This is a genomic window from Caballeronia sp. LZ028 (assembly GCF_031451415.1).
GTDB lineage: Bacteria > Pseudomonadota > Gammaproteobacteria > Burkholderiales > Burkholderiaceae > Caballeronia > Caballeronia zhejiangensis.
Window position 1 is genome coordinate 619,854 of record NZ_JARUXN010000003.1, and the last position, 13,479, is coordinate 633,332.

General features: G+C 63.2%; 13 protein-coding genes. 7 read left to right on the forward strand and 6 right to left on the reverse strand.

Annotated elements, in window-relative coordinates; all coding sequences use genetic code 11:
- The first annotated feature begins 88 nt into the window (after positions 1-88).
- The 6 genes from QCE58_RS20170 (at position 89) to QCE58_RS20195 (ending at position 5,921) form a co-directional block, all read left to right on the forward strand.
- On the forward strand, positions 89-835 hold the full coding sequence (locus tag QCE58_RS20170; RefSeq protein ID WP_175980815.1) for an amino acid ABC transporter permease: 747 nt from the start codon (positions 89-91) through the stop codon (positions 833-835).
- Positions 832-1,485: an amino acid ABC transporter permease gene (locus QCE58_RS20175; RefSeq protein ID WP_175980817.1), complete on the forward strand. Its 654-nt coding sequence runs from the start codon at positions 832-834 to the stop codon at positions 1,483-1,485. Before QCE58_RS20170 ends, QCE58_RS20175 begins: the two co-directional genes overlap by 4 nt.
- Positions 1,469-2,197 carry an amino acid ABC transporter ATP-binding protein gene (locus QCE58_RS20180; protein WP_250521910.1) on the forward strand — a complete coding sequence of 243 codons (729 nt, stop codon included), beginning with the start codon at positions 1,469-1,471 and terminating at the stop codon, positions 2,195-2,197. Before QCE58_RS20175 ends, QCE58_RS20180 begins: the two co-directional genes overlap by 17 nt.
- A gap of 47 nt (positions 2,198-2,244) precedes the next feature.
- Entirely contained in the window at positions 2,245-3,042 is a 798-nt protein-coding gene (locus QCE58_RS20185; RefSeq protein ID WP_250521911.1) for a transporter substrate-binding domain-containing protein, read from the forward strand.
- Positions 3,043-3,344: 302 nt separating this feature from the next.
- The gene (gene poxB, locus QCE58_RS20190) at positions 3,345-5,066 is read left to right on the forward strand and encodes a ubiquinone-dependent pyruvate dehydrogenase (protein WP_033536202.1); all 1,722 of its coding nucleotides are present in this window, start codon (positions 3,345-3,347) and stop codon (positions 5,064-5,066) included.
- A gap of 3 nt (positions 5,067-5,069) precedes the next feature.
- Positions 5,070-5,921, forward strand: coding sequence for an alpha/beta fold hydrolase (locus QCE58_RS20195; RefSeq protein ID WP_250521912.1), 852 nt, complete (start codon positions 5,070-5,072; stop codon positions 5,919-5,921).
- Positions 5,922-5,950: 29 nt separating this feature from the next.
- On the opposite strand, the gene QCE58_RS20200 is transcribed toward QCE58_RS20195, so the two are convergent.
- From QCE58_RS20200 to QCE58_RS20210, 3 genes are all read right to left on the reverse strand, one after another.
- Positions 5,951-6,613, reverse strand: coding sequence for a hypothetical protein (locus tag QCE58_RS20200; protein WP_250521913.1), 663 nt, complete (start codon positions 6,611-6,613; stop codon positions 5,951-5,953).
- A gap of 219 nt (positions 6,614-6,832) precedes the next feature.
- Positions 6,833-7,606, reverse strand: a complete 774-nt coding sequence (locus QCE58_RS20205) for a DUF899 domain-containing protein (RefSeq protein WP_250440956.1) — start codon at positions 7,604-7,606, stop codon at positions 6,833-6,835.
- 149 nt (positions 7,607-7,755) lie between these two features.
- Entirely contained in the window at positions 7,756-8,265 is a 510-nt protein-coding gene (locus tag QCE58_RS20210) for a DUF6622 family protein (protein ID WP_008348033.1), read from the reverse strand.
- A gap of 314 nt (positions 8,266-8,579) precedes the next feature.
- Between QCE58_RS20210 and QCE58_RS20215 the strand changes: the two genes are divergently transcribed.
- Positions 8,580-9,539: a bile acid:sodium symporter family protein gene (locus QCE58_RS20215; protein ID WP_309780150.1), complete on the forward strand. Its 960-nt coding sequence runs from the start codon at positions 8,580-8,582 to the stop codon at positions 9,537-9,539.
- A gap of 60 nt (positions 9,540-9,599) precedes the next feature.
- Here QCE58_RS20215 and QCE58_RS20220 read toward each other — a convergent pair whose 3' ends face one another.
- The 3 genes from QCE58_RS20220 to QCE58_RS20230 all read right to left on the reverse strand — a co-directional run bounded on the left by QCE58_RS20220 (position 9,600) and on the right by QCE58_RS20230 (position 13,203).
- A complete protein-coding gene (locus QCE58_RS20220) occupies positions 9,600-10,859 on the reverse strand; it encodes an MFS transporter (protein ID WP_250521914.1) in 1,260 nt (419 codons plus the stop codon).
- Between the two features lie 83 nt (positions 10,860-10,942).
- Entirely contained in the window at positions 10,943-11,848 is a 906-nt protein-coding gene (locus tag QCE58_RS20225; RefSeq protein ID WP_250521915.1) for a LysR substrate-binding domain-containing protein, read from the reverse strand.
- Positions 11,849-11,907: 59 nt separating this feature from the next.
- On the reverse strand, positions 11,908-13,203 hold the full coding sequence (locus tag QCE58_RS20230; RefSeq protein ID WP_175980829.1) for a sugar efflux transporter: 1,296 nt from the start codon (positions 13,201-13,203) through the stop codon (positions 11,908-11,910).
- Positions 13,204-13,479: the final 276 nt, after the last annotated feature.

The window sequence follows — 13,479 nt, forward strand, 5'->3', positions numbered from 1 at the left end:
GTATCACGGCACTCGTAGTATGTCGTCATACATCCAGAGCGGGCGCACAGCGTGTTAGCGCCCACACCTGACAGGAACTCTTGCCGCCATGTTCTCTCTCGATTTTTCACCGCTGCTGCCGTACTGGCCGACGTTCCTGCTGGGCGCATGGCTCACGCTCAAGATGACTTGCGTGGCTGTGTTCTTCGGGCTGATTCTCGGCATGCTGGTGGCGTTCGCGAAGCGCGCGAAAGTGCCGGTCCTCACGCGCCTGTGCATCGTCTATATCGAGGCGGTGCGCAATACGCCGTTCCTCGTGCAGATCTTTCTGCTGTACTTCGGTCTTGCGAGCATCGGCTTGCGCATGCCGACGTTCGCGGCCGCCGCGCTCGCGATGACGATCAACATCGGCGCATATGCGGCCGAGATTATCCGCGCGGGACTCGAATCGGTGCCACGCGGACAAATCGAAGCGGCCGAATGCCTCGGGCTTCCGAAGTGGCGCATCGGCTGGCATGTGATGTTGCAGCCGTCGATCGAAAAGGTCTATCCCGCGCTGACGAGCCAGTTCCTGCTGATGATGCAGGCCTCCGCGATCGCCTCGCAGATTTCGGCCGAAGAGCTCACGGCGGTCGCGAACACTGTGCAGTCCGATACGTTCCGCTCGCTCGAAACGTACATCGTGGTCGCGGCGCTGTATCTGGCGTTGTCGCTCGTCATCAAGCTCATCGCGTGGGCGGTGGGAGAGCATCTCTTCAAGCGCCGCCGCGCGATCCGGCTTGCTGCTAAACGCGCCGGCAAGACGCCGCCCGATCCGCAGCGCATCGATACGGTCATTCCCGGAGGTGCGGCATGAGCGGCGGATTCACGTCATCGCACCTTGTCTATCTAGTGCAATCGATCGGCTGGACGCTCGTGCTTTCCGCGCTTGCGTTCGTGCTCGGCGGTATCGGCGGCTTTGTCGTGATGCTCGCGCGCATCTCGCCGCGCGCATGGCTTGCGCGCGTGGCGCTCGTGTATATCGAGGCGATTCAGGGCATACCGCTGCTGATCCTGCTGTTCATCGTGTACTTCGGCCTGTCGGTGTACGGCTATCAGGTGCCCGCGCTCGTCGCGGCCGGCCTCGCGCTGATGATCTATTCGAGCGCATATCTCGGCGATATCTGGCGCGGCTGTATCGAAGCGATGCCCAAGCCGCAGTGGGAAGCGTCGGAATGCCTGTCGCTCACGCGCTGGCAGACGCTGCGCCTCGTCATCATCCCGCAGGCGATGCGTCTCGCGCTGCCGCCGACCGTCGGGTTTCTCGTGCAGCTCATCAAGATGACGTCGCTTGCTTCGGTGATCGGCTTCATCGAGCTGACGCGCGCGGGGCAGATCATCAATAACTCGATCTTCCAGCCGTTCCTCATCTTCGGTCTGGTCGGCGCTTTCTATTTCGTCCTGTGCTATCCGCTTTCGCGCTGGAGCCAATCGATGGAGAACAAGCTCAATGTCAGCAATCGTTAAGGTCGGCGATATTCACAAGAGCTTCGGCTCCAATCATGTTCTCAAGGGCGTTTCCTTCGAAGTCAACAAGGGCGAGATGATCGCCGTGATCGGCGCGAGCGGTTCGGGCAAGAGCACGGCGTTGCGTTGCATCGACAGGCTGGAGACGATCGACCAAGGGCAAATCGAAGTGTGCGGCATTCGCGTCGATGATCCGAAGGTCGATCTGCATCTGTTGCGCCGCGAAGTGGGCATCGTGTTTCAAAGCTATAACCTCTTTCCGCATCTGACGGTCGAAGAGAACATCATGCTCGCGCTGCGTCACGTCAAGAAGATGTCGCGCGACGAAGCGCGGCGCATCGCGATGAACGTGCTGGAGCAGGTCGGTCTCGGACAGAAGGCCGATGCGTATCCCGAGCAATTGTCGGGCGGACAGCAGCAGCGCGTGGCGATCGCGCGCTCGCTCGCGATGTCGCCAAAGGTGATGCTGTTCGACGAAGTGACCTCGGCGCTCGATCCGCAACTGACGGGCGAAGTGCTGCGCGTGATGGAAGACCTCGCTGCCGACGGCATGACGATGCTGCTCGTCACGCACGAGATGGCCTTCGCGAAGCGCGTGGCGGATCGCATCATCTACATGCATCAGGGAAAGGTTTGGGAAGTGGGCGACGGCAGCATGCTCGATGCGCCGCGCACACCCGAATTGCGCGCATTCCTCGATAGTGGACTTTGATAATCGCAGCATCAATTCAGCAACATTAATAACGACGGAGACGTAACTTGAAAGCGAAATCAATCATTGCACGCGCAACGCTCGCAACGTTGATGATGGCAGGCGCGGTTCACAACGTGATGGCCGATGAACTCGACGACATCAAGAAGGCAGGCGTCGTGCGCGTCGCGATCGCCATCGGCACGCCGCTCTTCAGCTATGCCGACCAGAACCTGAAGCCCGCGGGATCGGACGTCGATACTGCCGCCGCGCTTGCGAAGGATCTCGGCGTGAAGCTAGAACTCGTGCAGATCACCAACGCCGCGCGCATTCCGACGCTGCAGGCGAAGCGCGCGGACCTCGTGATTTCCTCGCTGTCGGTCACGCCGGAGCGCGCCAAAGTCGTCGATTTCTCGAACCCGTATGCGGTCATCTCGATCATCGTTGGCGGCGTGAAGACGGCGAACGTGAAGAGCTATGCGGATCTCGACGGCAAGACCATCGGCCTCACGCGTGCAACGGTGAACGACACGCTGACGACACAGCAGGCGAAGGGCGCACAGATTCAGCGCTATGAAGACGATGCGACGCTCATCACGTCGATGGTCACGGGACAGGTCGACATCTTCTCGAGCACGCCTTCGAACTTGAAGGAGATGCAGGATCGCGCTCCGCAACGCAACATCGAGATGAAGTTCGAGCAGAAGACGTTCGATCTCGGCATCGCGATGAACAAGGACCAGCCGCGCCTGAAGGAATGGGTGAACAACTGGGTCGGCGCGAACATGAAGAGCGGCAACCTCAACACGATCTACAAGAAGTATCACGGACGGGATCTGCCGGAGAACATGCGCAAGGGCGCCTGAGCGCAGGGTCTCGCTTCAGTCATGCGCAACGGCGGCGGGTCATCGATCCGCCGCCGTTGTCGTTTGCATTACGCATACCGGATTCCTTCCGGAATGATGCATTCAAAATACCGCGATCGCCTATCCTGAACGCCCGCACCACGCGGTCTCGACACGGTTCAGGACAAACCGCCGCGCTCCGGCGTACACTCCTTTTGCGTTTTGAATCCTGCATGCATTGAGCCAACACGGATGCGCGCCACGTCATTCCGTGCGCGGCTCCGTCGATCACTGGACATCCTCTCTTCATCACGGGACACATCATGGCCAAGGGCACGATAGCGGACTATCTGGCGAAGACACTGGCGGCGGCGGGCGTAGAGCGAATCTGGGGCGTGACGGGCGACAGCCTGAACGGTTTGGCGTTCAGCCTCGATCGTGTCGGCTCGATCCGCTGGATGCATACGCGTCACGAGGAAGCAGCCGCTTTCGCGGCCGGAGCCGATGCCGCCGCGACAGGCAAACTCGCCGTATGCGCGGGCAGTTGCGGCCCAGGCAATCTGCATCTCATCAATGGTCTTTACGACTGTCATCGCAATCATCAACCGGTGCTCGCCATCGCGGCGCACATTCCGTCGACGGAAATCGGCCTCGGCTACTTTCAGGAAACGCATCCGCAGGAATTGTTCAGGGAATGCAGTCACTTCGTGGAGCTGGTGTCGAATGCGTCGCAGTTTCCGCGCGTGCTCGAACGTGCGATGCGCGCCGCGATCGATCAGCGCGGCGTCGCGGTGATCGTGTTGCCGGGCGACGTCGCATTGAGCGAAGGCCCGGCCGTCGAGCCGCGCTGGACCGCGAGCGCGCCGGGCGCGATCGTGCCGGCAGACGCCGATCTCGACAAGCTCGCGAGCCTTCTGAACGGCTGCGAAGCGGTGACGATCATGTGCGGCAGCGGCGTCGCCGGCTCGCACGACGAAGTGGTCGCGCTCGCCGATACGCTCGGAGCACCGATAGTGCATGCGTTGCGCGGCAAGCAGTTCATCGAGTACGACAACCCGTTCGATGTCGGCATGACAGGGCTCATCGGTTTCAGTTCGGGCTATCACGCGATGATGTCGTGCGACACGCTGCTCCTGCTCGGATGCGATTTTCCGTATCGCCCGTTCTATCCGCCGCAAGCGAAGATCGTGCAGATCGACTGGCGCGGCTCGCAACTCGGACGCCGCGCGCCGCTGGAAATGGGGCTCGTCGGCACGATCAAGGAAACGCTCGCGGCGCTCTTGCCGAAGCTCCAACGCAAGGACGAGCGGCGTTTTCTCGAGAACGCATTGAAGCACTATGCGACCGCCCGCAAGGACCTCGACGATCTCGCGACGCCATCCGCGCCGGGACGTCCGATTCATCCGCAATATCTGACGAAGCTCGTCGATGAAATCGCAGCCGACGACGCGATCTTCACCGTCGACGTCGGTACGCCGACACTGTGGGCCGCGCGTTATCTGACAATGAACGGCAAGCGCCAGTTGCACGGCTCGTTCAATCACGGCTCGATGGCAAACGCAATGCCGCAGGCGCTCGGCGCTCAGGCCGCGCGGCCGCAACGGCAAGTCGTTTCGCTATCGGGCGACGGCGGTTTGTCGATGCTGCTCGGCGATCTGCTCTCGGCCGTGCAACTCGATCTCCCGATCAAGGTCGTCGTGTTCAACAACAGCCTGCTCGGTTTCGTGTCGATGGAACTGAAGGCTGGCGGCTATCTCGACACCAACGTCGATCTCAGCAAGACCGATTTCTCGCAGATCGCGAAGGGCGCGGGCATCTGGTCGGTGCGCGTCGAGGAATCGGAGCAACTCGAAAACGCGCTGCGCGAAGCGTTCGCGCACAAAGGACCGGCGGTCGTCGATGTCGTCACGTCGAAGCATGAACTCGCGATGCCGCCGACCATCGAACTGTCGCAAGCGAAGGGCTTCAGCCTCTATATGTTGCGAGCGATCCTGAGCGGGCGCGGCGATGAGATCGTCGAACTCGCGCGCACGAATCTGCGTTGAGCCATGAACGAATCGAACGATACGCTGCCACTCGATCACGTTTTCGAATACGAAGGACAAGCCGTGCGCTACGGCATGATCGGCGAGGGCGCGCCGCTCGTGATGGTGCACGGCACGCCGTTTTCATCGCAGGTGTGGCGACGCATCGCACCGGTAGCGGCACGTTTGCGGCGTGTGCATTACTTCGATCTGCTGGGCTACGGTGCGTCGGAGATGCGCGAGGGGCAGGACGTATCGCTCGGCGTGCAGAATCGCGTGCTCGCGGCGCTTCTCGCGCACTGGTGCGGTGAGTGGAACGGTGCCTTGCCCGATGTGCTCGCACACGATTTCGGCGGCGCGACATCGCTGCGAGCCGCGTTGATCGACGGCTGCGCGTATCGTTCGCTGATGCTCGTCGATCCGGTCGCCGTCGCGCCGTGGGGATCGCCCTTCGTGCGTCATGTGCGACAGCATGAAGCCGCGTTTGCGGGTGTGCCGCCGTACATGCATCAGGCGATGCTCGATGCATATCTGCAGGGTGCGGCGCATCGGCGGTTGCAGCAAGAGACGCTGCGCGTCTATACGCGGCCGTGGACCGGCAAAGTCGGGCAGGCCGCGTTCTATCGGCAGATCGCGCAGATGGATCAGCGCTATACCGATGAAGTGCAATCGCGCTATCGCGAATTGAAATGCCCCGTATCGATTCTTTGGGGCGAAGAGGACGAGTGGATACCGGTCGAGCGCGGTGTCGAACTCGCATCGCTGATTCCGGGCGCGCGCTTTACGCGCGTGCGCGGATCAGGGCATCTGATGCAGGAAGATGCGCCCGAAGCGATCGTCGGCGAATGGCTGACGTTCGCGGGCGCAATCCAGTAACGCGATCAGAAGCGCGATCAGAAGCGCGATCAGAAGCGATAAGTGACGCCGACCTTTACGATCGGATAGAAGCGCAACTTGTCCGCCTTGTTCTGCAGATCCTGCTGTTCCGCGTCGATGTTTTCCTGTCCCGCCGCCGCGACGATATCCGCCGGAACGTCGAGCGTGACGCGCGGGCGGCCATACGCGACGCCTGCATCGAAGAACGCGGAGAAGCCTTTCTCGGCAACAGGCGTATGCCCGAAGCCGATGCCGATATACGGACGCACGGCCGGGAACTTAGCCTTGGCGTGAATGCTTTCCCCGAAAGTCGGATAAGCGATGCCGTCGATGGTGTAGGTGCCGTTCATGCTGGTCGCGGTGCCATCGACATGATCGCCGCCGATGAGCGCGCCAGCCGTGATGCGAAAACCGACCGTTCCCGGCGCCGGAAAAAAGTCGAAATAGAAGCCGCCGTGATAGATGCTCGCGGTGCCGTCGTAGTGAAGACCGCCAGCGTCGAAGTTATGCGAGAACTTCAGGCCGTTGAATTCGGCGCGCACGTTGTCGCGCGTGCCGAGCGATTCCGAGTAGCCGATGCCCACGCCTTCGGTGCCGATCTGACCGTAGATTTCGCGGGCGTGCGAGAGCGGAGCGGCAAGCGCGGCGAGCGTGCCGATAGCGGCCGCGCATGCGGCCAACGACTTCTTCATTGCAGATTATCCGTGGAGGAGATGGACGAGAGGGCGTCCAGGCGAAAGCGGCGAATAGTGCCGGCTGGTGCGGGAGAGCCGTGCGCGACGGAGGCGTCGCTGTTGATGATTGTGTTTACGGAAACGTTTGCTGAAAACTTTAGCTAAATCGTTCCACAAAAATGCGGAACGGAACCGGCAAGAAATGATGACCGGTTCCGCATTCAACATTGCTCGTTTTTAGACCTTGTTCCTTGCGCTTTCAGCACGGAATGCCGCTTCGCCGGCATCGGAGATTTCGACCCATTTTTTATCGGGCGGCGCATCGTCGACATAACTGTCGTGCCAGTTCCACCACTTATAGGTCGGTGTCTGCGGATAGCCTTCAGGCGAGTCTTCCCAGAGTTCCTGTCGGCCGAGCGGCGTGATGTCGAGATAGTTCCAGGTATTGCCCATCTGCTCGTCGCCGCGATTGTTGAGAAAGTACGTGCGAAATGCACGGTCTCCTTCGCGGAAGAACACGTTCGTGCCGTGCCACTCGTCGACGCCGAAGTCGGCATCGAAGCGATCCGTCAGCGTGAACCAGGGAATGGTCCAGCCCATGCGTTCCTTCAGCCGCGCGATGTCCTGCTGCGGCGCGCGCGATACGAAGACGAGCGTCGTGTCGCGCGCATTCAGATGTGCAAGATGCGCGACCTGATCCGCGACCAGCGAGCAGCCGCGGCACGCGTGCTCCGGCCATCCGAAGACGCCCGGCTCATAGAACGCGCGATAGACGATCAACTGACGCCGGCCATCGAAAAGATCGAGAAAGCCGATCTTGCCCGCGGGGCCTTCGAACATGTAGTCCGTCTTCACGGCGGTCCAGGGCATGCGGCGGCGTTCAGCGGCGAGCGCGTCGCGCGCGCGCGTCTGGGCTTTCTCCTTCACCAGCAACTGCTGACGCGCTGCTTCCCATTGCTCCTGCGACACGACGGGCGGCGTGCGCATCCCTGTTTCGTCGGATGTAGTCATGGCCTTGCAACCTCCTGAGTTGGACTCTTGCTCGTTGTTTGCCGTGATTCAGTCTGACTCGGATAGCGGAAAACGGAGAGTAACAAGTGTGACGCCATTTGCCCGATCGCGCGTTCCGATGGCCCGACGCGCGACCGCAGCAATCAGGGTCAAGCCCACGAAGCGCGCAGCGCGTGCATCGTTTTCCAGTACGTGAAGAAGCGTCCCGCGAAGATGCCCGCGACGATGCCCGACACGGCAGCGTCGATTGCCGCATAGGTCGTGAGCGCGGGCAGATAGGCGACGGTCGCCATCTCGAAGCCGAGCCAGAACTTCGCGATGAACGTCGCGAGGATCAGCAGCATCGGCAACATGGAGCCGGGCAGCATCACGGTTCGCGCGATCGGATCGACGATGAAGCGGCTCTGGCTCGCAAGGAACACGCCGCCGACGATGCCCGCGCCCAGCGTGGCGATCCACACGGCGACGGCCATCCATCCGGCGAGCGGCGACGCGACGAGATGCGCGATGCCCATGCCCGCGAAAATAATCGGAACGATTGCGAGCTTCGACAGCGGGGTGGTGCTGGCCTGCATCGCCTTGATGCCGCGATACAAAAGAAATGCGAGCAGCACCCAGACCCACGTCGGCGTGCCTTGAACGATGGCGATTGGCGTCATGGTCATCTCCTTGCAAGTGGTTGTTTGATGCGCATGATGACGCCGGAGAATTAGCCGCGAATGAGTTGGCGAGCGTATGCGCGCGTCGCGGGAATTAAGCGAATTCCGAAAACCCGTCGCGCGACGGGTAAAATGCGGCGCCTGCCCGACGATCGGCTAGAGAGACCGCGCGTGACCCGCGCGCGCCGGCATCGCGGGCAGCGTCCGCCCCACGAGGGCAAGCTTTTGTCCGTCTGCGCCTGTCCGGTCAACCCGCGCACCGCCGCTTTCGCTGAACCACACACGACACGCAACGACATTCAAGGATCGTTTTCATGCTTGCCCGCATCACCCGCCTTTTCCCGCTCTGGGCCGTGCTGGTTTCCATCGCCGCCTATAGCGCGCCTTCATCCGTGACGGGCATCGCGCCGCACGTCACGACGCTTCTCACGATCATCATGCTGTCGATGGGCGTCACGCTTTCCATCGACGATTTCAGGCGCGTGTTCACGCGGCCCGCGCCGGTCATCGCGGGCATCGTGCTGCATTACCTCGTGATGCCGCTCGCCGCGTGGGTCATCGCGAAAGCGCTGCACATGCCGCCCGATCTGATGGCGGGCATGGTGCTCGTGTGCAGGGTCGCGAGCGGCACGGCGTCGAACGTGATGATCTATCTCGCGCGTGGCGACGTGGCGCTGTCCGTCACGATCAGCGCGCTCTCGACGCTCGTCGGCGTGTTCGCGACGCCGCTGCTCACGCGCCTTTATGTCGATGCCTCCATCGCCGTCGACGTGCACGGCATGCTGATGAGCATCGTGCAGATCGTCGCGCTGCCTATCGTCATCGGCCTCGTCGTGAACCATCTGTTCGGCAAGCTCGTGCGCAAGATCGAGTGGATGCTGCCGCTCGTGTCGATGGTGGCGATCCTGCTCATCATCGCCGCGGTGGTCGGCGGCACGCAGAAGAGCATCGCGTCGGTGGGCATGGTCGTCGCGGTGGGCGTGGTGCTGCACAACGGCATCGGTCTATTGGGCGGCTATTGGGGCGGGCGTCTGCTCGGCTTCGACGAAGCCGTCTGCCGCACGCTGGCAATCGAAGTCGGCATGCAGAACTCGGGGCTCGCGGCGACGCTCGGCAAGCTGTATTTCACGCCGATCGCGGCGTTGCCCGGCGCACTTTTTTCGGTGTGGCACAACCTGTCGGGGTCGATGCTCGCGGGCTATTGGGCGGGACGTCCGGCGAAAGGCTCGACGCGCGAAGCCCACGCGCAGGCCGCCGTCGCGCGGCACGGCTGAACGTGTGAATCGATCGAAAAAAAACGCGCGGATTGTGGCGCGTTTTTTTCGGACGCGAAATCAACTCGCCGCGAGCGATGCTTCCGCGACCGGCCGGTCATCGATCGGAAAATGCAGCAGCGCCGCGACGAGTCCGGCGATTGCCGTCGCGGCCCAGATCAGCGAGTACGAGCCGGTCGTGTCGAACACGTAGCCGCCGAGCCACGCGCCGAGAAACGATCCGAGCTGATGACTGAGAAACACGACGCCGAATAGCGTGCCCAGATGCCGCGTGCCGAACACCTTCGCGATGAGTCCGTTGGTGAGCGGCACCGTGCCCAGCCACGTCAGGCCCATCACGGCGGCGAAGACGACGACGGATACGCTCGTCGTCGGCAACAGGACGAAGAGGGCGATCGCGCCGCCGCGAATCAGATAGAGCCACGCGAGGACGTGATGCTGCCGCCAGCGTCCGCCGAGCCAGCCGCATCCCCAACTGCCGATCATGTTGAAGAGGCCGATCAGCGCGAGCGCGGTCGCGCCGAGTCCGACCGGCATGTGGCACAGCATCAGATAGCCGGGCAGATGTGTCGCGATGAACGCAAGCTGAAAGCCGCAAGTGAAAAAGCCGAGCGTCAGCAGCCGATAACCGCGATGCCGCGACGCATACGCGAGCGTTTCGCGCAACGGCATCGCGGCGGCTTGCGCGTGCGTTTCGTGCGATGCCGAAGATGCCTTGCTCCGGCGGCTCGCGCGATCGAGCGCGATGCCGAGCGGCGCGGCGAGCAGCAGCACGAAGGCGAGGGCATAGAGCGACGCCGGCACGCCCGCATGCACGCGCACTTCCTGCGCGAACGGCACCATCAGCACCTGGCCGAGCGAGCCGCCCGCGCTGGCCAGGCCCATCGCGACGCTGCGTGTTTGCGGCGACGCCACGCGTCCGACCGTCGCGAGCACGACGCCGAAACTCGTGCAACTGATGCCGATGCCCACGAGCAAGCCAAGACCGAGCACGAGCATCCAGCCGGAAGTCGCGGCGGCGGCGAGCGCGAGCCCGGCGGCGAACGTGGCCGCGCCCGTCGCGACGACCGGCGCTGCGCCGTATCGATCGGCGGCCGCGCCCGCGAACGGCTGCGCGAAGCCCCACACGAGGTTGTGCAGCGCGATCGCGAAGGCGATCAGCGTGATGGGCATGCCGCGATCGAACGAAAACGGCCCGATGAAAAGCCCGAACGTCTGGCGCACGCCCATCGCGGCGCTCAGGATCAGCGCGGCCGCGCCGATGAGCACCCACGTCGTCGCGCGGTCCGTGGCCGATCGTGTGGTCGATAAAGACGACATGGCTCGTTCCTCCTTGCGGCCATCGTCGCAGGCGAACGTCCGTGCTGACAAACGAAAAGATTTCGCCGTCGGATGAGCGCAGTTCAACCGTTATCGACGAAACCGGCCGCTTGTTCGATCAGCCAGTTGCGAAACGCGACGAAATCCGCGCGCTCGCTCGCTTGCGGCGTCTCGCAGAGCCAGTAGGCGGTTTGCGTCTCGACGCTCGTCGCGGACGCTTCGACCAGCGTGCCCGCCGCCAGCTCGCGATCGACGAGCGGACGCCTGCCGATGACGACGCCAAGCCCGGCCGCGGCGGCATCGAAGCCGAGCTGAACGGTATCGAAGCGAAGGCCGCCGTGCAGATCAAGACCGTCGATGCCCGCGCCGTCCATCCACGCTTGCCAGTCCTGACTGGCCGTATCGATGTGAATGAGTGCGGCGCGGGTGAGATCCGGAACGCCGTCGGCGCCGGTCAGCATCGCGTGATAGGCGGGGCTGCACACCGGCACGAGCCGCTCGCCGAAGAGACGTTGCCACGACGATGCGCCATCGACCGGGCCGCGCGAGAGGCGCAGGCCGAAGTCGAAGCCGTCGACGGGAAAGCCCGCCTGGCGGCGCGAAGTGTCCACGGTGACGTCGATGTTGGGCCAGCGCGCGCGGAAATCGGCGAGGCGCGGCACGAGCCAGCGGGCCGCGAGCGTCGGCGCGCACGTAACCGAGATCGCGCGGCGCTTGCGCCTGTCGGGCAGCGACTGCGTGCCGACGACGATAAGCGAAAACGCTTCGGCGATGTACGGCAGATAGTGTTCGCCGGCGGCGGAGAGCGACAGCCCGCGCGGCTCGCGCACGAAAAGCTCGACGCCGAGCATCGCTTCAAGCGCGCCGATGCCGTGGCTCACGGCACCCGGCGTCACGTTGAGTTCGGCGGCCGCGAGCTTGAAACTGCGATGGCGCGCGGCGGCTTCGAAGAGACGCAGGGCGTTGAGCGGCGGGAGGCGCTGAGACATGGTCGCGTGGGAATCGACGAATGGTGCGCCTATATTGCCATTCCCCGATAGCGAAGTGGTCAGGCCGATGTCTGCCGCCGCGCCTTCCACCAGTCGAGAATGCGCCGCGCGATGAGCGCGAACGGCGGATTGGCGAACAGCACCGCCGCGCTCAACGCGATGCATCCGCACACGAGAAACGTGCCGCGATAGCCGAGCGCGGCCACGAGCGCGCCGGACAGAACGCCCGACAGGATCGATCCGACGCGCGACGCGTTGAAGAAAAGCGCCGTCGCCGATCCGGGGCTTTGCGGCATCAGATCCTGCATGTACGTCATGCCGAGGCACGACGTCACCGAGACGACGAAGGCGTTGAAGGCTTGCATCGGAATGAGGAAGTGGACGTTGGGCGACGCCGCCACCGCAATGAAATAAATCAGATGCACGACGGCGCACGACGCGAGCCATCGCTGCTTGTCGAGACGCGAAGCACGCGCGCCGAGCGCGAGCATCATCGGAATTTCGAGGAATGCGCCGAGGCCCAGCATGATCGATACGTCGATGCGCGTGCCGTGCATGCCGTGCACGACGTAGAGCGGCAGGACGATCATCGTAGCGCTCGCGGCGAGCCCGATGAGCGTCATCGCGACGGTCGCGCGCCAGATCTCGGCGCGAGAGTGCGACGCGCCGGGGTGCGGCGGGACGAGCTCCTCGGTGTCGGGCGCGGTGACTTCGAGCAGCGATGTCGGGTCGCCGGCGTAGTGCGCCGGTGCGCTGTGCGGGTCGCCCCTGGGCGAGCCGTGCATGCGCCAGACGATCGCGCCGCACGCGACGAAACAGGCCGCCGCGAACAGAAACAGGCCGTAGAAGCCGGCGCCGGCGAGCACCAGCGCGCCGACGGAGGGTCCGAAGACCCACGCCATCGAAAGAACGGTTCGCAAGGTGGCGAGCGCGAGGGACCGCTCGGCTTCGTCGTCGACGGGCAACGCGGCGCGCGCGAACGAGAACACGAGCGACATCGCGGAGCCGCCTGCGCCGAGAAACAGGATGCCGATCACGACCAGCGCGGTGTAGTTGCGCACGACGCACATCAACAGAAAACCGAGCGATGAAGCAATGAGCGCCGCGAGCAGCAATTCCCGATGATGGCCGTGCCTGTCGGACCATTTTCCGGCAAACGCGCTGGCCACGACGCCGCTCGCGGCGATGACCGTCATGAAGACGCCGAGCTTCAAGGGGCTCATATCCGCCTGTTCGACGCTGAACAGCGACAGATACGGCGCGGTGAACGACATCGCGACGCCGAGCATCAGGGTCGCGCTGGAGAGCGGCAGGAAGAACGGAATGCGGGTGAGACCGAGCAGGCGTGTGTTCATCGGGACGTGGGTCGGCTTGGGGACTCGGGCCGAAAAGGCAGGTCGTGCTTTGAGCGCAAGCGGCGTACCGCTTTGAATGCGGCAACGCGCGGAACTTGCGCAGTTTGCCATCGTTGTCGGAGGATGCGTGTAGCGATTAGTTAATCGTGATTGACATAATGCAAATTAGCGCAGGAATTGATGTAGGAGCAACATGAGAATGTCGTGTTCTAGCAAGATACAAATGTCGTGTTTTTGCGACCACTGGCAAGCTGGCGACTGACTGCACCACTGCAG